General features: G+C 41.2%; 16 protein-coding genes, 1 tRNA gene, 2 rRNA genes, 1 other RNA gene and 1 other annotated feature. Of the genes, 3 read left to right on the top strand and 17 right to left on the bottom strand.

Annotation, left to right across the window (positions count from 1 at the left end; genetic code table 11):
- Positions 1 to 37: 37 nt before the first annotated feature.
- The 8 genes from MHB55_RS00150 to ffs form a co-directional block, all read right to left on the bottom strand.
- Positions 38 to 2965, bottom strand: a 23S ribosomal RNA gene (locus tag MHB55_RS00150).
- Between the two features lie 197 nt (positions 2966 to 3162).
- A 16S ribosomal RNA gene (locus tag MHB55_RS00145) occupies positions 3163 to 4716 on the bottom strand.
- Together the 16S and 23S rRNA genes form the textbook arrangement of a ribosomal RNA operon.
- Before the next feature lie 233 nt (positions 4717 to 4949).
- Positions 4950 to 5207, bottom strand: coding sequence for a pro-sigmaK processing inhibitor BofA family protein (locus tag MHB55_RS00140; protein WP_186318286.1), 258 nt, complete (start codon positions 5205 to 5207; stop codon positions 4950 to 4952).
- Positions 5208 to 5265: 58 nt separating this feature from the next.
- Complete coding sequence (locus MHB55_RS00135; protein ID WP_144541945.1) at positions 5266 to 5478, bottom strand: YaaL family protein; 213 nt, start codon at positions 5476 to 5478, stop codon at positions 5266 to 5268.
- A 17-nt stretch (positions 5479 to 5495) separates the two neighbouring features.
- Positions 5496 to 6092: a recombination mediator RecR gene (gene recR / locus MHB55_RS00130; protein WP_144541947.1), complete on the bottom strand. Its 597-nt coding sequence runs from the start codon at positions 6090 to 6092 to the stop codon at positions 5496 to 5498.
- A gap of 11 nt (positions 6093 to 6103) precedes the next feature.
- Entirely contained in the window at positions 6104 to 6424 is a 321-nt protein-coding gene (locus MHB55_RS00125; RefSeq protein ID WP_144541950.1) for a YbaB/EbfC family nucleoid-associated protein, read from the bottom strand.
- 14 nt (positions 6425 to 6438) lie between these two features.
- Positions 6439 to 8190, bottom strand: coding sequence for a DNA polymerase III subunit gamma/tau (dnaX, locus tag MHB55_RS00120; RefSeq protein WP_340862342.1), 1752 nt, complete (start codon positions 8188 to 8190; stop codon positions 6439 to 6441).
- Between the two features lie 149 nt (positions 8191 to 8339).
- Positions 8340 to 8606, bottom strand: an RNA gene (gene ffs, locus MHB55_RS00115) — signal recognition particle sRNA large type.
- Positions 8607 to 8757: 151 nt separating this feature from the next.
- Between ffs and MHB55_RS00110 the strand changes: the two genes are divergently transcribed.
- A tRNA-Ser gene (locus MHB55_RS00110) sits at positions 8758 to 8850 on the top strand.
- Between the two features lie 119 nt (positions 8851 to 8969).
- Here the strand turns inward: MHB55_RS00110 and MHB55_RS00105 are convergent.
- The 4 genes from MHB55_RS00105 to MHB55_RS00090 form a co-directional block, all read right to left on the bottom strand.
- Positions 8970 to 9389, bottom strand: coding sequence for a GNAT family N-acetyltransferase (locus MHB55_RS00105; RefSeq protein ID WP_340862341.1), 420 nt, complete (start codon positions 9387 to 9389; stop codon positions 8970 to 8972).
- A 172-nt stretch (positions 9390 to 9561) separates the two neighbouring features.
- Positions 9562 to 10236 carry a deoxynucleoside kinase gene (locus MHB55_RS00100; RefSeq protein WP_151111886.1) on the bottom strand — a complete coding sequence of 225 codons (675 nt, stop codon included), beginning with the start codon at positions 10234 to 10236 and terminating at the stop codon, positions 9562 to 9564.
- Position 10237: 1 nt separating this feature from the next.
- The gene (locus tag MHB55_RS00095) at positions 10238 to 10870 is read right to left on the bottom strand and encodes a deoxynucleoside kinase (RefSeq protein ID WP_144541958.1); all 633 of its coding nucleotides are present in this window, start codon (positions 10868 to 10870) and stop codon (positions 10238 to 10240) included.
- Between the two features lie 105 nt (positions 10871 to 10975).
- Entirely contained in the window at positions 10976 to 12112 is a 1137-nt protein-coding gene (locus MHB55_RS00090) for a glycosyl hydrolase family 18 protein (protein ID WP_340862340.1), read from the bottom strand.
- Positions 12113 to 12188: 76 nt separating this feature from the next.
- Between MHB55_RS00090 and tadA the strand changes: the two genes are divergently transcribed.
- Positions 12189 to 12665, top strand: coding sequence for a tRNA adenosine(34) deaminase TadA (gene tadA, locus MHB55_RS00085; protein ID WP_144541962.1), 477 nt, complete (start codon positions 12189 to 12191; stop codon positions 12663 to 12665).
- A gap of 96 nt (positions 12666 to 12761) precedes the next feature.
- On the opposite strand, the gene serS is transcribed toward tadA, so the two are convergent.
- The 3 genes from serS to pdxS all read right to left on the bottom strand — a co-directional run bounded on the left by serS (position 12762) and on the right by pdxS (position 15833).
- The gene (serS, locus tag MHB55_RS00080; protein WP_154311975.1) at positions 12762 to 14036 is read right to left on the bottom strand and encodes a serine--tRNA ligase; all 1275 of its coding nucleotides are present in this window, start codon (positions 14034 to 14036) and stop codon (positions 12762 to 12764) included.
- 78 nt (positions 14037 to 14114) lie between these two features.
- Positions 14115 to 14329 (bottom strand) — a binding site (T-box leader).
- A 24-nt stretch (positions 14330 to 14353) separates the two neighbouring features.
- Positions 14354 to 14947, bottom strand: a complete 594-nt coding sequence (gene pdxT / locus MHB55_RS00075; RefSeq protein ID WP_154311976.1) for a pyridoxal 5'-phosphate synthase glutaminase subunit PdxT — start codon at positions 14945 to 14947, stop codon at positions 14354 to 14356.
- 1 nt (position 14948) lies between these two features.
- A complete protein-coding gene (gene pdxS / locus MHB55_RS00070) occupies positions 14949 to 15833 on the bottom strand; it encodes a pyridoxal 5'-phosphate synthase lyase subunit PdxS (protein WP_191697987.1) in 885 nt (294 codons plus the stop codon).
- Between the two features lie 108 nt (positions 15834 to 15941).
- Between pdxS and pdxR the strand changes: the two genes are divergently transcribed.
- The gene (pdxR, locus tag MHB55_RS00065; RefSeq protein ID WP_151113807.1) at positions 15942 to 17345 is read left to right on the top strand and encodes a MocR-like pyridoxine biosynthesis transcription factor PdxR; all 1404 of its coding nucleotides are present in this window, start codon (positions 15942 to 15944) and stop codon (positions 17343 to 17345) included.
- A 127-nt stretch (positions 17346 to 17472) separates the two neighbouring features.
- On the opposite strand, the gene MHB55_RS00060 is transcribed toward pdxR, so the two are convergent.
- Together MHB55_RS00060 and guaB are read right to left on the bottom strand one after the other, a co-directional pair.
- Positions 17473 to 18783, bottom strand: coding sequence for a serine hydrolase (locus MHB55_RS00060; RefSeq protein ID WP_370455761.1), 1311 nt, complete (start codon positions 18781 to 18783; stop codon positions 17473 to 17475).
- Between the two features lie 153 nt (positions 18784 to 18936).
- Positions 18937 to 20403, bottom strand: a complete 1467-nt coding sequence (gene guaB, locus MHB55_RS00055; RefSeq protein WP_151111895.1) for an IMP dehydrogenase — start codon at positions 20401 to 20403, stop codon at positions 18937 to 18939.
- Positions 20404 to 20566: the final 163 nt, after the last annotated feature.

Here is a 20566-nt window from a genome sequence, read left to right as displayed (position 1 = left end):
AACTGGATAAAAGACATCATTAATGGAAACAAACAATTTGGTTAAGTCCTCGATCGATTAGTATTCGTCAGCTGCACGTGTCGCCACGCTTCCACCCCGAACCTATCTACCTCATCGTCTTTGAGGGATCTTACTTACTTGCGTAATGGGAAATCTCATCTTGAGGGGGGCTTCGTGCTTAGATGCTTTCAGCACTTATCCCGTCCACACATAGCTACCCAGCGATGCCCTTGGCAGAACAACTGGTACACCAGCGGTGTGTCCATCCCGGTCCTCTCGTACTAAGGACAGCTCCTCTCAAATTTCCTACGCCCACGACGGATAGGGACCGAACTGTCTCACGACGTTCTGAACCCAGCTCGCGTACCGCTTTAATGGGCGAACAGCCCAACCCTTGGGACCGACTACAGCCCCAGGATGCGATGAGCCGACATCGAGGTGCCAAACCTCCCCGTCGATGTGGACTCTTGGGGGAGATAAGCCTGTTATCCCCGGGGTAGCTTTTATCCGTTGAGCGATGGCCCTTCCATGCGGAACCACCGGATCACTAAGCCCGTCTTTCGACCCTGCTCGACTTGTAGGTCTCGCAGTCAAGCTCCCTTCTGCCTTTACACTCTTCGAATGATTTCCAACCATTCTGAGGGAACCTTTGGGCGCCTCCGTTACACTTTAGGAGGCGACCGCCCCAGTCAAACTGCCCGCCTGACACTGTCTCCTACCCGGGTTACGGGTATGGGTTAGAATTTCAATACAACCAGGGTAGTATCCCACCGACGCCTCCTCCGAAGCTGGCGCTCCGGGCTCTAAGGCTCCTACCTATCCTGTACAAGTTGCACCAAAATTCAATATCAAGCTACAGTAAAGCTCCACGGGGTCTTTCCGTCCTGTCGCGGGTAACCTGCATCTTCACAGGTACTATAATTTCACCGAGTCTCTCGTTGAGACAGTGCCCAGATCGTTACGCCTTTCGTGCGGGTCGGAACTTACCCGACAAGGAATTTCGCTACCTTAGGACCGTTATAGTTACGGCCGCCGTTTACTGGGGCTTCAATTCGCACCTTCGCTTGCGCTAAGCACTCCTCTTAACCTTCCAGCACCGGGCAGGCGTCAGCCCCTATACTTCACCTTACGGTTTTGCAGAGACCTGTGTTTTTGCTAAACAGTCGCCTGGGCCTATTCACTGCGGCTCTTCTAGGCTATACACCCAAAAGAGCACCCCTTCTCCCGAAGTTACGGGGTCATTTTGCCGAGTTCCTTAACGAGAGTTCTCTCGCTCACCTTAGGATTCTCTCCTCGACTACCTGTGTCGGTTTGCGGTACGGGCACCTCCCACCTCGTTAGAGGCTTTTCTTGGCAGTGTGAAATCAGGAACTTCGGACTAAGTCCTCGCCATCACAGCTCAATGTTACAGAGTGCGGATTTGCCTACACTCACACCTCACTGCTTGGACGTGCATAACCAACAGCACGCTTACCCTATCCTACTGCGTCCCCCCATCACTCAAACGGTGGGGTGGTGGTACAGGAATATCAACCTGTTGTCCATCGTCTACGCCTATCGGCCTCGACTTAGGTCCCGACTAACCCTGAGCGGACGAGCCTTCCTCAGGAAACCTTAGTCATACGGTGGATGGGATTCTCACCCATCTTTCGCTACTCATACCGGCATTCTCACTTCTAAGCGCTCCACCAGTCCTTCCGGTCTGACTTCAACGCCCTTAGAACGCTCTCCTACCACTGATACCAAAGGTATCAATCCACAGCTTCGGTGATTTGTTTAGCCCCGATACATTTTCGGCGCAGCGTCACTCGACCAGTGAGCTATTACGCACTCTTTAAATGATGGCTGCTTCTAAGCCAACATCCTGGTTGTCTAAGCAACGCCACATCCTTTTCCACTTAACAAATACTTTGGGACCTTAGCTGGTGGTCTGGGCTGTTTCCCTCTTGACTACGGATCTTATCACTCGCAGTCTGACTCCCAAACATAAATCATTGGCATTCGGAGTTTGTCTGAATTCGGTAACCCGGGATGGGCCCCTAGTCCAAACAGTGCTCTACCTCCAAGATTCTAACGTTTGAGGCTAGCCCTAAAGCTATTTCGGAGAGAACCAGCTATCTCCAGGTTCGATTGGAATTTCTCCGCTACCCACACCTCATCCCCGCACTTTTCAACGTGCGTGGGTTCGGACCTCCAGTAAGTGTTACCTTACCTTCATCCTGGACATGGGTAGATCACCTGGTTTCGGGTCTACGACCACATACTCATTCGCCCTATTCAGACTCGCTTTCGCTGCGGCTCCGTCTTCTCAACTTAACCTCGCATGTAATCGTAACTCGCCGGTTCATTCTACAAAAGGCACGCCATCACCCGTTAACGGGCTTTGACTATTTGTAGGCACACGGTTTCAGGGTCTATTTCACTCCCCTTCCGGGGTGCTTTTCACCTTTCCCTCACGGTACTGGTTCACTATCGGTCACTAGGTAGTATTTAGCCTTGGGAGATGGTCCTCCCGGATTCCGACGGAATTTCACGTGTTCCGCCGTACTCAGGATACACTCTGGAGGGAATGAATTTTGGACTACGGGGCTTTTACCCTATCCTGCGGACCTTTCCAGGTCGCTTCATCTAACTCATTCTTTTGTAACTCCGTATAGAGTGTCCTACAACCCCAAGAGGCAAGCCTCTTGGTTTGGGCTCTTCCCGTTTCGCTCGCCGCTACTCAGGGAATCGAATTTTCTTTCTCTTCCTCCAGGTACTTAGATGTTTCAGTTCCCTGGGTGTGTCTCAGATGCGCTATGTATTCACGCAAATGTACTGCCCCATTACGGGCAGTGGGTTTCCCCATTCGGAAATCTCCGGATCGAAGCTCACTTACAGCTCCCCGAAGCATATCGGTGTTAGTGCCGTCCTTCGTCGACTCCTAGTGCCAAGGCATCCACCGTGCGCCCTTATTAACTTAACCTAAAAGTTAAAAGTACTACACTTGCAATCACGTAAGTAATCACAATTTGAATATCTTGCGTTTGTTTCTTTTTTTGATGTCGTTTTATCCAGTTTTCAAAGAACAATTTAAATGCTCATCATAAAAATGAACACTCAAAACTGAACTGCAAAACGTTAAGATACAGATAAAAATCTGTATTCCGAATATATCCTTAGAAAGGAGGTGATCCAGCCGCACCTTCCGATACGGCTACCTTGTTACGACTTCACCCCAATCATCTGTCCCACCTTCGGCGGCTGGCTCCCAAAAGGGTTACCCCACCGACTTCGGGTGTTACAAACTCTCGTGGTGTGACGGGCGGTGTGTACAAGGCCCGGGAACGTATTCACCGTGGCATGCTGATCCACGATTACTAGCGATTCCGGCTTCATGTAGGCGAGTTGCAGCCTACAATCCGAACTGAGAACGGTTTTATGGGATTAGCTCACCCTCGCGGGGTTGCGACCCTCTGTACCGTCCATTGTAGCACGTGTGTAGCCCAGGTCATAAGGGGCATGATGATTTGACGTCATCCCCACCTTCCTCCGGTTTATCACCGGCAGTCACCTTAGAGTGCCCAACTGAATGCTGGCAACTAAGATCAAGGGTTGCGCTCGTTGCGGGACTTAACCCAACATCTCACGACACGAGCTGACGACAACCATGCACCACCTGTCACCGCTGTCCCCGAAGGGAAAAGCCTATCTCTAGGCCGGTCAGCGGGATGTCAAGACCTGGTAAGGTTCTTCGCGTTGCTTCGAATTAAACCACATGCTCCACCGCTTGTGCGGGCCCCCGTCAATTCCTTTGAGTTTCAGTCTTGCGACCGTACTCCCCAGGCGGAGTGCTTAATGCGTTAGCTGCAGCACTAAGGGGCGGAAACCCCCTAACACTTAGCACTCATCGTTTACGGCGTGGACTACCAGGGTATCTAATCCTGTTTGCTCCCCACGCTTTCGCGCCTCAGCGTCAGTTACAGACCAGAAAGCCGCCTTCGCCACTGGTGTTCCTCCAAATCTCTACGCATTTCACCGCTACACTTGGAATTCCGCTTTCCTCTTCTGCACTCAAGTCCCCCAGTTTCCAATGACCCTCCACGGTTGAGCCGTGGGCTTTCACATCAGACTTAAAGGACCGCCTGCGCGCGCTTTACGCCCAATAATTCCGGACAACGCTTGCCACCTACGTATTACCGCGGCTGCTGGCACGTAGTTAGCCGTGGCTTTCTAATGAGGTACCGTCAAGGTACGAGCAGTTACTCTCATACTTGTTCTTCCCTCACAACAGAGTTTTACGATCCGAAAACCTTCTTCACTCACGCGGCGTTGCTCCATCAGACTTTCGTCCATTGTGGAAGATTCCCTACTGCTGCCTCCCGTAGGAGTCTGGGCCGTGTCTCAGTCCCAGTGTGGCCGATCACCCTCTCAGGTCGGCTACGCATCGTCGCCTTGGTGAGCCGTTACCTCACCAACTAGCTAATGCGCCGCGGGCCCATCCTGTAGTGACAGCCGAGACCGTCTTTTAACATTTCCTCATGTGAGGTAATGGATTATTCGGTATTAGCCCCGGTTTCCCGGAGTTATCCCAATCTACAGGGCAGGTTGCCCACGTGTTACTCACCCGTCCGCCGCTAAATCAGAAGAAGCAAGCTTCTTCATCATTCGCTCGACTTGCATGTATTAGGCACGCCGCCAGCGTTCGTCCTGAGCCAGGATCAAACTCTCCATAATAGAGAACTTAAAAAGCTCATTTTGTTTTGCTGGCATCATCATTAAATGATGTCAAAAATTGTTTTGCGTCAATACAACCGAAGTTGTTTGATGCTTTATGTCTTAACGTTTTGCATGTTCAGTTTTCAATGTTCATCATGTCAGCCAAACTTGTTTACCTCTTGGCGACTTCTACTATATTACTCTCGTTTTAAATATAAGTCAACACTTTTTGATAACTTTTTTATATTTTTTTATAGCAGTATAGAAATAGTCACTACAGAGGCTACCCCTGGTACTCCCAACACTGCTACTACAGCTCCTGTGAAGAGGTTTATAGGAACCACATATCCTGCCATACCAAGTAATAAATGAACTCCAAACAATAATAATATAGAAAACCCTAAACGAAATAAAAATATACTTAGACTTTCAAATAAATTAGAGAAAGAGCTTTTGAATACTAAAAACAACAATAATACTAGCGAACACACAATAATGGTTAACTTCATGTACAATCCCTCCATAAAATCAATATCCTTATTGTATGAAGCTAGTACTACTAATATTCTATTTTATAATCACATTCCTAATCTTTGCTTCTTTATATAGATAGAAATGTATACTCTCTGCTATTTTTCTTTTGGCCACCGCATTAAGATCATAGTCATTCAAATAATCTTCTATTAGCTGTGCTTGCTGCCAATCTTCTTTGGTGGCTTTAATGAGGGTTACAAATTGTTGATCAAATTCTTTTTTTAATTTTCCCTTTTTAAAAAACACGTACCCCTACACTCTCCTTATAATTCCCGACGTCCTTCTAGAGCTTTAGACAGAGTAACTTCATCTGCATACTCTAAATCTCCCCCTACAGGTAGCCCGTGTGCAATTCTCGTTGTTTTAATACCAGAAGGTTTTACAAGACGAGATATATACATAGCTGTGGCTTCTCCTTCTATTGTAGGGTTGGTTGCTAGAATCAGTTCTTCTACTTGTGTGTCCTGTAATCTTTTTAATAAAGACGGAACATTAATATCCTCTGGACCTATTCCATCCATAGGAGAGATAGCTCCATGAAGTACATGGTATAAACCATTGTAATCTCTCATTTTTTCCATTGCTATTACGTCTTTAGTATCTTGTACTACACAAATCATTGATACATCCCGTTGTTTGTCTTGGCATATATGACAAGGGTCTATGTCCGTGATATGTCCACAAATAGAGCAATAGCTTAAGTTTCTTTTGGCATCTACTAGTGCTTTTGCAAAGTCTAGTACTGTATCTTCCTTCATAGTTAACACAAAAAATGCCAGACGGGCCGCAGTTTTCGGCCCGATTCCTGGCAATTTCATAAAGCTTTCTATTAGCTTTGATATCGGTTCAGGATAATGCATTATTTTTCCTCCTAGAACATGCCAGGAAGGTTCAACCCTTTCGTGAATTGACCCATAGTGGCATTAGCTGTTTCTTCCGCTTTTTTCATTGCTTCATTTGTAGCAATTACGATTAAATCTTGTAGCATTTCCACATCATCAGGGTCTACTACTGCTGAATCTAGAGCTACCTCTAATACTTCTTTTTGTCCTGAGACGATAACCTTTACCATTCCTCCGCCAGCAACTGCTTCAAAGCGTTGGGTTGCCAGTTCCTCTTGAGCCTCAGCCATTTTCTTTTGCATTTTTTGCATTTGTTTCATCATACCTTGCATATTTCCCATTCCACGCATAATTATTTTCCTCCTTAGTCATCATGTACTTCTACAAATTCTTTTCCAAATAGTTTTTCTGCTTCCACGATTAAAGGATCTTCCGTGATTTCTTCCATTCCTTGTAACAGTTCCATCACTTCAGATGATTCAGAGGAAGCTTCCTGCGTAGACTCTGTAGAGTCCTTTTTCAATCCATTTTGCCGAATAAATTCTTCTCTAATCTTTAACCAACTTTCTTCCGGTACATATACAACCTCATACATCGTTCCGGTTAAGCTTGAAATAAGTTGTGGAAAAGAGGTAGAGAAAGTTTTATTCTCCATTGCCATTTGACAATGTATATCATATTTAAATTTTAACACAAATGCACTGGAAGATGCTGCAACTGGTTCTGCATCATTTAACAAAGCAGCATGTGATTTTTGAAGCTGTTGTAATATATTCGCCCATTGTGATTTAATAGTTTGAATATCTGACTTTGTTGCTGTTTTTAAAATCTCTTGTATTCGACCACTTGACACCTTCACGCCAGAGGCTTTTTGTCTTGTTCTCTTTGGTTGCTCTTGCTGTGTCCCTTGATTGGTTCCAAGTGCAAACGTACCTTGGCTCAGTTGTTGCTGCAACTGCTGAAGCTGCCCTTCTAGTAACTGAACTTTCTTTTCCAACTCAGCATTATTTGCATTCCCCACAGCAGCCTCTTGTGGGACCTGCGCTAAACGGATAACTGCCGTTTCTAAATACACTTTTGCATGATTGGAAAATCGCATTTCTTGTTGAGTGTTTGTGAGAATAGAAATACTCTTATATAGTGTTTCCACAGGAAATTTAGTAGCCAGCTCTCTAAACCGCTCATCGCCCGTAGCAATTTCTAATAGTTCCGCTTGGTCTGGAGCAACCTGAAGTACCAACAAATCTCTATAGAATGTGATAAAATCCTCCGTTAATCGAACAGGATCCTTTCCATCCTCTACAAGCTTTTCGATACTACTTAAAGCCTGTGCTACGTCTCTCTCACTTAGAGCATCAGCCAACTGATAAAAAACATCCTGACCAATAGAACCCGTTACAAGCAGGGCATCTTCTATTGTCATCATTTTTCCACTGAAAGATACTACTTGATCTAGCATACTGAGTGCGTCACGCATACCGCCAGCTGCCACTTGTGCGATAATTTTCAGTACATTCACATCATATTCTATCCCTGCATCGGTCAGCACTTCTATCATCCTGGAAACAATATCAGCAGATGTAATCCTTTTAAAATCAAATCTTTGACATCTTGAAATAATGGTGAGTGGTATTTTATGTGGTTCTGTTGTTGCAAGTATAAAAACAACATGAGCTGGTGGCTCTTCTAATGTTTTTAACAAAGCATTAAAGGCACTCGTAGAGAGCATATGCACTTCATCAATAATATAAACTTTGTAGCGCGCATTAGAAGGAGCAAAACGTACTTTTTCAATAATGTCACGCATTTCTTCCACACGAGAGTTGGAAGCAGCATCAAACTCAATTACATCTGTATTGGAACCCTCTGTGATACTTTTGCAAGTTGCACATTTATTGCATGGTTCCTTGACAGGCCCATTCTCACAGTTCAACGCTTTAGCAAAAATTTTCGCAGCACTTGTTTTACCTGTACCTCTTGGTCCTGAAAATAAATATGCATGAGTAGTTTTATTGTAAATGAGGGCATTTTGAAGGGTTTGTTTGATATGAGTTTGACCGGACATTTCCGCAAACGACTGAGGTCGATATGCGCGGTAGAAAGCTTGATACGACAACAAGTTCCCCTCCCTCTTCTTTTTAGATAAAGTATGTAAATATTATAACATAAAGAAAACTTGACTTCGCCTTACAAGTACATATAAGTATAAATAAAAAAAACTCATTCCTCCGAGGATGAATGAGTTTGATAATAATTAAATTAAAGCCGTGCACCTTCCTTCGATTGATACACATAAGCGGCACCTTTGTCGTTAACTCGGCCTAGGCAACCCCGCGGCACATGAGAATGCACCACTTAATGCTGCTTCCTTCCGGACCTGACATGGTTCATGGGCTCCCATTGCGCAGGACCCAGACGTCAACATCACGTGCAAATACCAGACCTAACATGTAAACAACCTCGAGAAGGAGTTCAGTCTCGCTAGAGCGGATTGCGAGTTACAAGACACCGCTACCTTCCCACCTAGCACGGCAATAACTAGTATACGCATTTTAAACTTAAAAATCAATGGTTACGATTTGATTTCTTTCTTTATACTTTCTATACTAAAAAAATATTATTAAATTTTTTTCAAATATGTTGACTTTGATTTTTATCCGTGATAAATTAATTCTTGTACTTCGGAGGAATACCCAAGTCTGGCTGAAGGGATCGGTCTTGAAAACCGACAGGCGGGTCATACCGCGCGGGGGTTCGAATCCCTCTTCCTCCTCCATTTTTTAACAACACACACGCATAAATTTGAGATTGAATTCGTTGCTCTTGTAACGAATTTTTCTTAGCCATATGTGTTCAGAATATTAAGAAGTTGACTATAAAAGTCAATTTCTTTTTTTATTTTACAAATTGACTCATAATAATGTCGTCTACATATTCATTTGGTCCAAATTTCACGTGTTTATGCCTTCTTCCCTCCTCTTTAAAGCCTAGCTTTGTGTATAAATGAATTGCTCTTTCATTATTAGAAAAAACCTCTAACGATATCTTCTCTATATGTTCCTGTTTCCTAGCCCATTCTAACAATTTTTTAATTAGACAAGTGCCTATACCTTTATTGGCAAAGGTTTCTTGAATACTTATTCCAAAAAGACCCTGATGACTGAATCTTTTACGTGAGGATAGATGAAAATCAAGGATTCCAATTATTTGATTCTCCTGTTCTGCTACTAACATTAAGCCTCTCTCACTACAATTCACAATTTTTTCTCTCTGCTCCACCACCGACACCGTAAATTCTTCAACTGTGGTAGCCATGAAACTAGGGTTTTCCTTTAATATTCTTTTTTTCTGCATCATTAACCATCGCTTTTCTAATATTTATTTCTATGCTCATTTTATATTCCCCCTTTCTAATCTATTCTCTCTCCTATTTAAAATCCCTTTTAGAAAGCAAAAAGCTTCTGTAATAAATGCAGAAGCTTTTCTATTATTTACGTAAAGTAATCGTCTGTGTTTGCTCCATGAAATGGCCAATTCTTTCAAGAATTACTTCAACATCTTCTGGATTCTCTACGATATCATAGTCATTGATGTTGAGACGAAGTACTGGACAGCCATTAAATCCATCAATCCACTTTTCGTATCTGCCATGCATCTCTTCCCAATAAGCGATTGGAGTTTGTTGTTCCATTGGGCGACCTCTTTCATGAATACGGTCTATAATATCATCCAAAGATCCTTCTAAATAGATGAGAAGGTTCGGATGTGGAAAGTATGGAGTCATAACCATCGCTTCGAAAAGACTTGTATATGTCTCATGGTCTACCGGATCCATTGTTCCTTTTTCTTTATGCATTTGTGCAAAAATCCCTGTGTCTTCATAAATGGAACGGTCCTGAATAAAACCTCCGCCATACTCAAACATTCTCTTTTGTTCCTTAAAACGCTCTGCTAGGAAATAGATTTGTAAATGAAAGCTCCATTTAGAGAAATCCTCATAGAAACGATCTAAATAAGGGTTAGTGTCTACTTTTTCAAAAGAGGTTTTAAAGTGTAGTGCTTCAGCAAGCATCTTAGTCATAGTAGATTTACCTACTCCTACAGTTCCTGCTATTGTTATTACAGCATTGGAAGGTATGCCATACTTTTCTCTTAAATTCATGTTATAAACTCCTTCTATGTAGTGTTTCATCTACTTTTTCTAAAATTATCTGTAAATCTTGGTTATTTTGAACAAAGTCCATTTCATCTCCATTGAAGCGGATAACCGGTATTTCTGGATGCTTTAATTCAAAATCATCTATAAACATTCGGTAATCGGAAGAAAGCTGCTCCAGATAGGTTGTACTAATTTTCTTTTCAAACTCTCTCCCACGCAAATCAATACGGTCTACTAACACATCTATGCTAGCATCCAGATAAATAACTAAATTAGGAACTGGCATATCCTTCGTTAAAATATGATAAATTGCCTCATATTTTTCATATTCCTCCTTACTTAGGGAGCGTTTAGCAAAGATAAGATTTTTAAAAATATGATAATCCGCTACAACAGCGGTGTCTTTCGATAAGTATTTTTTTTCAATATCGCTTAATTGCTTATAGCGATTGCATAGAAAGAACATCTCTGTTTGAAAGCTCCACTCTGCTATATCTTCATAGAATTTATTTAAAAAGGGGTTTTCATCCACGATCTCTTTTAACAATTCAAATTGATAAGTATTACCAATTGCTTTAGCCAGTGAGGTCTTACCAACACCTATTGGACCCTCTACCGTTATAAATGGAATAGACATATCTCTAACCTCACTCTAAATTTTCAAGTCGTACCCTCTATTTTAGCATAGGGATATAACGAAAAATAGAGGATATTTGTCTTTCCAGAGAAAGACAAATACCCCCTATTTTTTCTTGATACGAAATGTAGCATTTAGAAGATACCAGTTTTGAGGGAAGTCAAAGCCACTATGCCAATAGGAAATCCCCAATAAATTTAATTCCTTTAACAGATTAAATTTTGCTTGAATAGATCTTGCATCCTCGAACCACACTTCATGCTCTTTCCCTTCTCTCCAGTAATTAAAAAACGGTGCCTGTGCCTCTTCATCATATTCAATAGCAGCATTTCGATCTCTGGCTAATTGAATAGCCTGCTGTGGACTTATCGCCCTAGCAAAAGGATTACCTGGTTTATAAGGCAAAGTCCAATCATAGCCATATAAATTTTGACCCATCATTACCTTTTGAGAAGGTATCTCTGTAATTGCATATTCTAATACATCTCTTACAGGACCTATTGGAGAAACTGCCATTGGAGGGCCACCGCTATACCCCCACTCATAGGTCATAATAACAACAAAATCTAAAACCTCGCCAAGGGCTTTATAGTCATGTCCCTCATACCATTTACCAGGTTGATTGGCACTAGTTTTCGGAGCAAGGCTAGCAGAAAAAATAAAACTAGGGGCAAACTCACGGAATTCTTTTAAGAATTGTACATACTTCTCACGATCATTGGGATTTATATATTCAAAATCAGTGTGTAGATGATTTGTACCCCTTTTATTTGCCTCCTTCACGGATTCTTCAAATACCTTTTGTTTAACTTCTTCATTTGTAAAAATTGTATTGGCAAGCGTGTCACTAAATGCTCCTTCTTCAATGTTGGTCAATACAATAACCGTCTCAACATTGTTTTCTTCTGCTATCTCCGACAAGCTTCCCCAATTCATTGGAGTTAACGATCCGTCTCTTTTAACGTCAAAAGCAAAGGGCATCATATAAGTTAGTTCTGCAGCTACATTTCTTACTTTTTCAATCACTGTTTCCGAGGGGACATCGGTATACCATTCAACATATAAATTAGATTCAATAGAGGGTCTGTTTGGATCTGGCGTGGAGGGTAGAACAATCGCCTGACCTACAACCAATACATCTTGATCCGGTAAACCATTAATAGAGGCAAGAGTAGCCGCACTCGTTCCAAAACGCTTTGCAATAGAGTATAAACTATCACCAGTTTTCACTACATAATTCATACCATCACTCCTTCAAACTAAATTATGCAAGGGACATACAAAACATGCTAAAATACGCGTAAGGAGTTGACTCCAAATGGACGAGTATTATATGAATTTAGCAATTGAAGAAGCAAAGAAAGCAGCTACAATAGGAGAAGTCCCTATAGGTGCGATTATCGTACATAAAAATGAGGTAATTGCGAGAGGCTACAATTTACGAGAGACAACACAGAATGCGACAACCCATGCTGAGCTACTGGCTATTCAAGAAGCTTGTGCCAAAATCGGGAGTTGGAGACTAGAGGAAACTACTCTTTATGTAACTCTAGAACCTTGTCCTATGTGTGCAGGAGCAATATTGCAATCGCGTATCCCACGAGTCGTTTATGGTGCTCGAGACCTTAAAGCTGGTTGTGTAGACTCATTATATACGCTATTAAATGACAATAGATTTAACCATGTCTGTGAGGTAACAGAGGGAGTTCTTGCAGAGACTTGCGGTAATTTACTAACCACTTTTTTTCGAGAGCTACGAATGAAAAAAAAGAACCAAAAACGCCAGGAGCTCTGAGCATTTTTGGTTCTAAACAGAAGTTTTTTAAATTGTTTGCCTCGCTTTCCCCATTTGCTTGTCGGGGCAGACATAGGCGCTTGTGCTTTTCTTAGTTTATTGGATAACTTTTTTGCCACCCATGTAAGGTTGTAGTACCTCTGGGATTTTAACAGAACCATCTGGTTGTTGATAATTTTCTAGGATAGCGGCAACTGTGCGCCCAATTGCTAGTCCACTTCCGTTTAATGTGTGTACAAACTCTGGTTTAGCGCCCGTTTCTCTTCTAAAACGGATTCCTGCACGACGAGCTTGGAAGTCTTCAAAGTTACTGCAAGAAGAAATCTCTTTATACTCCCCATAGCTTGGTAACCATACTTCAATATCATATTTTTTAGCAGCAGTGAAACCAAGGTCGGCAGTGCACATACGTAGTACGCGATATGGAAGACCCAAAAGTTGTAGCACTTTTTCTGCATGTCCTGTTAGAAGTTCCAACTGTTCGTATGAATCCTCTGGTTTTACAAAACGTACAAGCTCTACTTTATTGAATTGATGCTGACGGATTAGTCCGCGTGTATCTCTACCTGCAGAACCGGCCTCCGAACGGAAACAAGCACTAAATGCAGTAAACGCTTGTGGAAGTTCTGCCCCATCTAGAATCTCATCGCGGTAGAAGTTGGTTACTGGAACCTCAGCAGTTGGGATTAAGAAATAATCCTCCTCGTTAACTAGGAAAGCATCCTCTTCAAACTTTGGAAGCTGACCAGTGCCTGTTAAACTCATACGGTTCGCCATATAAGGTGGAAGCATTTCCTCGTAGCCATGCTCTTCTGAATGAAGATCCATCATGAAATTCCATAGCGCGCGCTCCAATCTTGCACCTAGACCACGGTAAAAGGCAAAACGGCTTCCAGTTACTTTTGCAGCACGCTCAAAATCCACTATTTTTAAATCTGTGGCGATATCCCAGTGAGCTTTTGTATCAAAATCAAATGAAGGGACATCTCCCCACTTACGGATTTCCACATTATCATCCTCGGAGTCACCAACCGGAACGTCATCATGTGGAATATTTGGAATACGCATCATCATGTAGTCAAACTTCTCTTCTACTTGACGTAGCTCTTCATCCAACGCTTTAATCTCATCGCCAACCTCACGCATACGCACAATTAAATCATCAGCATTCTCTTTGTTTCGTTTCATTTGAGAGATTTTTTGAGAAACCTCGTTTCTTTCTGCCTTTAATACTTCTGTTTTTGCTATTAATTCTCTACGCTTTTGGTCTAAAGGAAGAAATTGATCGAACTCAGAGATATCTTCTCCACGCTTCGCAAGTTTAGCTTTCACTTCTTCATAATTATCACGTACAAATTTTACATCTAACATATGAATTCCTCCTCTTAATATTTTGACACTTTTAACCAACCATTAATTAAATAACGACAAAAAAGCCCCCATCCCTAAAAAAGGGACGAGAGCTACCCGCGTTGCCACCCTGATTGAACTGACACATGATCAGATCCACTTGTCTAATAACGGCTTTTCAACCGGCCACAGCTTACCTATTTTTCAGCTGCGCAACTCAAAGGACGGATTCACAAGGGTCTTTATCAGCTCCCACCAACCGCTGACTCTCTAAAAAAAACTTACTTGTTACTACTTCCTATCATCGTTTTTTAATTCATGAAATTAATCATACTTTACTATAGGTTGACCTGTTTGGCAAGTGATTCCTGAACCATTTGTATAAAATAGGCAGTTATACGATGATCGTTCGTTAATTCAGGATGGAAGGAACATCCTAATATATTGTCCTGTCTAGCCATTACAATTCTATTTTCATGAGTTGCAAGTATTTCTACGCTTTTCCCTACCTCCACAATATGGGGAGCTCTTATAAAAACAGCAGGAAAGTCAGCTGCTACTCCTTGGATTTCTAAAATAGTTTCAAAGCTATTCACTTGACGGCCAAAAGAATTTCTTTCGACAGTAGCTTCTAATACACCAATATGCTGGGAATCCTGATCTTGGATATTCCTTGCTAATAATATAAGGCCCGCACATGTACCAAACATTGGCTTGCCTGATTCTGCAAATTGTTTTAAAGGAATTAGCAAATCAAAGCGATCTATAAGCTTGCGCATTGTGGTACTTTCGCCACCTGGAAAGATTAAACCATCTATATTTTGAAGATCACTTTTTGTTTTGACCAATACTGCCTCTACGCCGCATTCTTCTAACGAACGAATATGTTCCATGACAGCTCCTTGAAGAGCCATTACTCCAATTTTCACCATCTTACCAACCTCGATCTTGCATACGTTCTGCATCTGTTAATCGAGAGATTTCAATTCCCTTCATAGGGATTCCTAAATCCTTTGAAATATCCACTAATAATTTATAATCGCGATAATGAGTAGTTGCTTCCACAATAGCACGAGCAAATTTCTCTGGATTATCAGATTTGAATATTCCAGATCCGACAAACACTCCATCTGCTCCAAGTTCCATCATAAGCGCAGCATCTGCTGGAGTAGCAACTCCTCCTGCTGCGAAGTTTACTACTGGTAATTTTCCTTTTTGTTTGATTTGCAATAAAATCTCATATGGCGCTCCTAAGATTTTCGCTTCTGTCATTAGTTCATCCTCGTTCATATGCACAATTTTTCTAACCTGTGCATTAACCTTTCGTAAATGGCGAACAGCTTCTACAATGTTACCTGTCCCAGGTTCGCCTTTCGTCCGAAGCATTGATGCCCCTTCACCTATACGTCGAGCTGCCTCTCCCAAATCCTTACACCCACAAACAAACGGCACTGTGAACTCACTTTTACGCAAATGAAATTCTTCATCGGCTGGTGTCAGCACCTCTGATTCGTCAATATAGTCCACACCCATTGCCTCTAAAATTCTTGCCTCCGTTATATGTCCAATGCGAGCTTTTGCCATGACTGGTATCGTTACAGCACCCATTACCTCTTCCATTATGCGTGGATCGGCCATGCGAGCAACTCCCCCTGCTGCACGGATATCAGAGGGTACACGTTCTAATGCCATTACAGCCACAGCACCGGCTGCCTCCGCAATTCGTGCTTGCTCTGCGTTAATAACATCCATTATAACTCCACCTTTTTGCATCTCTGCCATACCTCTTTTTACTATCTCAGTACCTGTCATATGTATTTTCATCTTGAATACCTCCTAACTGTTATAAAATTTAGTATAATGATATATGACCATATGAAAAGCGCCAGAAACACTAAAATGAAAGTGGTCAGATTGGATGATACTATGGATTTCCTCATGTTTCCTTTAGAAAAAAATTCAAACAGCCCATTATATGAACAACTATATAAATTTATAAAAGATGCCATAGTACAAGGCAATATTAAGGAAGGAGATAAGCTTCCCTCTAAAAGAAAGCTTGCTGACTATCTTGATCTTAGCCAAACTACAATTGAGCTTTCTTATAGTCAGCTGCTAGCAGAAGGTTACATAAATTCAGAACCTAGAAGGGGATATTTTGTTCAAAATATTGAGGAGCTTGCTTTGATCGAAATAGAAGATTCTCAAATTGTTAAAGAAGAAAAAACTCCATCCTACCATTTGGATTTTTCTCCGGGAAGGATAGATGAGGATTCCTTTCCTTTTACACTGTGGAGAAAATATGCAAGGGATTTGGTTCATGAAGAAAATAAAGAGCTTCTTCAGCTTGGACATCCTCAGGGAGACTATATACTAAGACAGCAAATATCTTCATACCTTTATCAATCTCGTGGTGTAAAAAGTACACCCGAACAAATTATTTTAGGCTCAGGAACAGAACAGATTATGCCACTACTCATACGCCTCCTTGGAAATGAGGCAGTCTATGGCTATGAAAACCCTGGTTATCCACTCTCTCATCATCTTTTTTTAGAGCATGAGGAAAAATCGGTGCCTGTCCGGGTAGATGATGAGGGATTAGTCGTTCAGGAGTTAGAAAACACTAATGCAACTGTTATGTATGTCACTCCGTCTCATCAATTTCCCACTGGTTCTGTTATGTCAGCTTCACGAAGAAGTCAGCTGCTAGCCTGGGCTTATCAACATGAGAAACGTTATATTATTGAAGATGATTATGACAGTGAATTCAGATATACTGGTAAACCAATTCCTTCTTTACAAGGAATGGACCAAAACGACCGTGTAATTTATTTAAGCACGTTTTCTAAGTCTCTGATGCCTTCCTTAAGGATCGCCTATGCGGTACTTCCAAAACCACTTATAAAGCAATACAAGGCGAAATATTACTATTATTCAGCTACTGTCCCACGAATGGACCAATATATACTTGCAAAGTTTATGGAGGACGGTCACTTCGGGAAGCATCTAAATAAAATGAGAAAAATTTATAAAAGAAAGCTAGAAATTATTACGAAGTCTCTTTTAGAATATGAGCCAGCTGTTACCCTTTCTGGAGAACAGGCAGGAATGCATCTTTTATTGACCATTCATACACAAAAGAAGGAAGAGGAACTGGTTGCCCTTGCTCAACAAGCAAATATTCAAATCTATGGTCTGAATAAGTATATAACCTTTCCCATAGAAGAAACTCACCCAAAATTGGTATTAGGATTCGGTGGATTAGAGTTCTCAAATATTTCGACAACCATACATGAGCTAATGAAGGCAATAAAAATCAAGCATTCTTAATTTCTTTCCTATACAAAAAAGCACTGACAACTCTAATTGAGTTTCAGTGCTTAAGTATAGTAAGAAGGTGGTGCAAGTGTCTAAGTCTAGGTTGACTAGTAACACTTTGCACATGCTTTCTTATTTATTAAAATAATCCGCCTACAAAGTCGGTCGTACTATCCCACAAGCCGCTAAAGAATTTGCCAATACCTTGGAACATTAAACTGAACCAACCAGCTCTTTCTACAGCTTCTGTTGTTACAACATCGACACTTGCTTGGTCACCAATAATATAACCGTAATCAGTGCCTTCTGTTTTTTCAAGGTGTACTGTTCCTACAACTGTATCCTTTTTAACTTCAGCTTCTAACTTGTCTTTTGTTGGAGTAAATACAGGCTTGTACAGATCTTTATCGCTAGATTTAATCATCATAGAAATAGGTTCTTTGACTGCAATTGCAACTTTGTCTTCTTTTCCTTTATTTACTTCTAGAGTTTCATGGTCAGGAATTTTATATCCTGCTGGTATTAGCTCTACTTTAGTAAATTGAGCAAATCCAAAATCAAACAAAGCTCTAGTTGCATCAAATCTAGCCTTATAACTTCCCTTTCCATTAGCATCTACTGCTTTCATCACTACAGCGATTACTCTCATACCATTTCTTTCAGCAGTTCCAGTGAAGGAATGACCAGCAAAATCTGTTGTTCCTGTTTTCAAACCATCTACGCCTTGATATTCATAAACTAATCCTGGTAGCATCCAGTTCCAGTTACTCATTTCAATAGCATCCGGTGTACCCTCACGGAAGATTTTTTTAGGTATTTTAGTTGTTTCTAAAACTTCTGGGTAGTCTTTCATAAGAAGGTAAGCCAATTTTGCTACTGAGCTAGCAGGCATCACATTCTCGTCTGTTGCCCCTGTACTCTTTGGATGCATCCCTTGTAAATCAGCATTATTTAAACCAGTAGAGTTAACAAACTTATAATTTTCTAAGCCCATTTCTCCAGCTTTTTCATTCATTAGTTTTATAAAATTTTCTTCTGTTCCAGCAATAGTTTCTGCAATAGCAATAGTTGCTGCATTTGCAGAATAGATAGCCATTGCTTCATATAATTCACGAATTGAATAAGTACCGTCCTCACGTAGAGGTACATTACTTAAACGACGATCTTGAGAAATTTTATATGTATATTCATTTACTGAATATTGTTGGTCCCATGAGATTTTACCTTCTTCAATTGCTTCGAAAAGAAGATACTCCGTCATCATTTTTGTCATACTCGCAATACCTAAAGCTGCATCTGCATTTTGTTCATAAAGAATTTTTCCGGAATCCGCATCTACTAAGATTGCAGCGTCCACATTTAAATTCAAACTTTCCTCTGCTTTTGTGGTAGCTGGTATTACACCTACTAAAGACACAAGCAACATCGGAAGTACTAGCCACTTTACCATTGTTGTTTTCCAAAATTTCTTCACTACTGTACCTCCACTTTTTCTATTATCACTGCTCATTTTATCATACTTTTTGAACTAGGTGCATAACACTTTAAAAAAGCACCCATTCGGCCTATATATAGACGGTGAATGGGTGCGAAAGTTTCTTTATTAAGAGATAGAATAGTTTGGTGCCTCTTTTGTAATTTGTACATCATGAGGATGACTTTCACGTAGGCCAGCGCCAGTCATGCGTATAAATTGGGCCTTTTCACGTAAGTCCTCTAGAGTGCCTGTACCACAATACCCCATACCTGCACGAACCCCACCAAGAAGTTGGTGAATCGTATCAGATAGTGGCCCTTTGTATGGCAAACGCCCTTCAATTCCTTCTGGTACTAATTTCTTTGCATCCTCTTGGAAGTAACGGTCCTTAGAACCTTTTTCCATAGCACCGATAGACCCCATACCTCGGTATACTTTAAAACGTCTACCTTGGAAGATTTCTGTTTCTCCTGGACTTTCTGTAGTTCCTGCAAGTAAACTACCAAGCATTACTACATGTCCACCAGCAGCTAATGCTTTCACGATATCTCCGGAAAATTTAATACCGCCATCTGCAATGATCGTTTTTCCAGACTTTCTAGCTTCGTTAGCACAGTCATAGATTGCAGTAATTTGTGGTACTCCCACACCTGCCACCACACGAGTTGTACAAATAGAACCTGGACCAATTCCTACTTTTACTACATCTGCCCCTGCTTCAAATAGTGCCTTTGTTGCCTCACCAGTTGCAACATTTCCAGCAACGATATCTAAATCTGGATAAGTTGCTCTTATTTCTTTCACTACTTCAATAACACCTTTAGAATGTCCATGAGCAGTATCAATTACGATTGCATCTACCTGTGCTTCTACTAATTTCTGCACTCGAATCATCGTATCCTTCGTTACTCCAACCGCAGCCCCTACTAGCAAACGACCATGATGGTCTTTTGCTGCATTTGGAAACTCAATTACTTTTTCAATATCTTTAATAGTAATTAGACCTTTTAGAATGCCATTGTCATCCACTATCGGTAATTTTTCAATTTTGTATTGTTGAAGAATCTTTTCAGCCTGCTCTAACGTAGTACCAACAGCAGCAGTTACTAATTTTTCTTTAGTCATTACATCGGATATTTGTAAAGAGTAGTCTTGGATAAAGCGTAAATCACGATTTGTAATAATCCCTACAAGTCTCAATTCTTCTTCATTGTTTACAATTGGCACACCAGAGATTCTGTATTTACCCATCAAATGCTCTGCATCATAAACTTGGTGAGTTGGTGTAAGGTAGAAAGGATCGGTTATAACTCCATTTTCTGAACGTTTAACTGTTTCCACTTGTTCTGCTTGTTCCTCAATGCTCATGTTTTTGTGAATAATGCCCAGTCCACCTTGACGAGCCATAGCAATAGCCATCTTCGCTTCTGTAACTGTATCCATACCAGCACTTACTACAGGAATATTTAGCTTAATTTTTGAAGTTAATTGTACTGATAAGTTAATATCCTTTGGTAGAACCTCTGATTGAGCTGGAACTAATAAAACATCGTCAAACGTTAAACCTTCTTTTTGAAATTTTGATTCCCACATTACGCTGACTTCCTCCTCTGTTTAAATATTATTACAAGGTTATCAGCGGTCAAAGGGCATGTCAAGAATCGATAAATAATATATATATTCTGACTTTTATGACGAGTTGTATATTTAATATATTTACGAGAGATATCTTATTTTTCTTTTACTTCGAAGAAGT

It is taken from the genome of Psychrobacillus sp. FSL K6-1267 (assembly GCF_038003265.1).
Lineage (GTDB): Bacteria > Bacillota > Bacilli > Bacillales_A > Planococcaceae > Psychrobacillus > Psychrobacillus faecigallinarum.
Note: the sequence above shows the minus strand (reverse complement) of the source record. Positions and strands in the feature narration are given on the sequence as shown.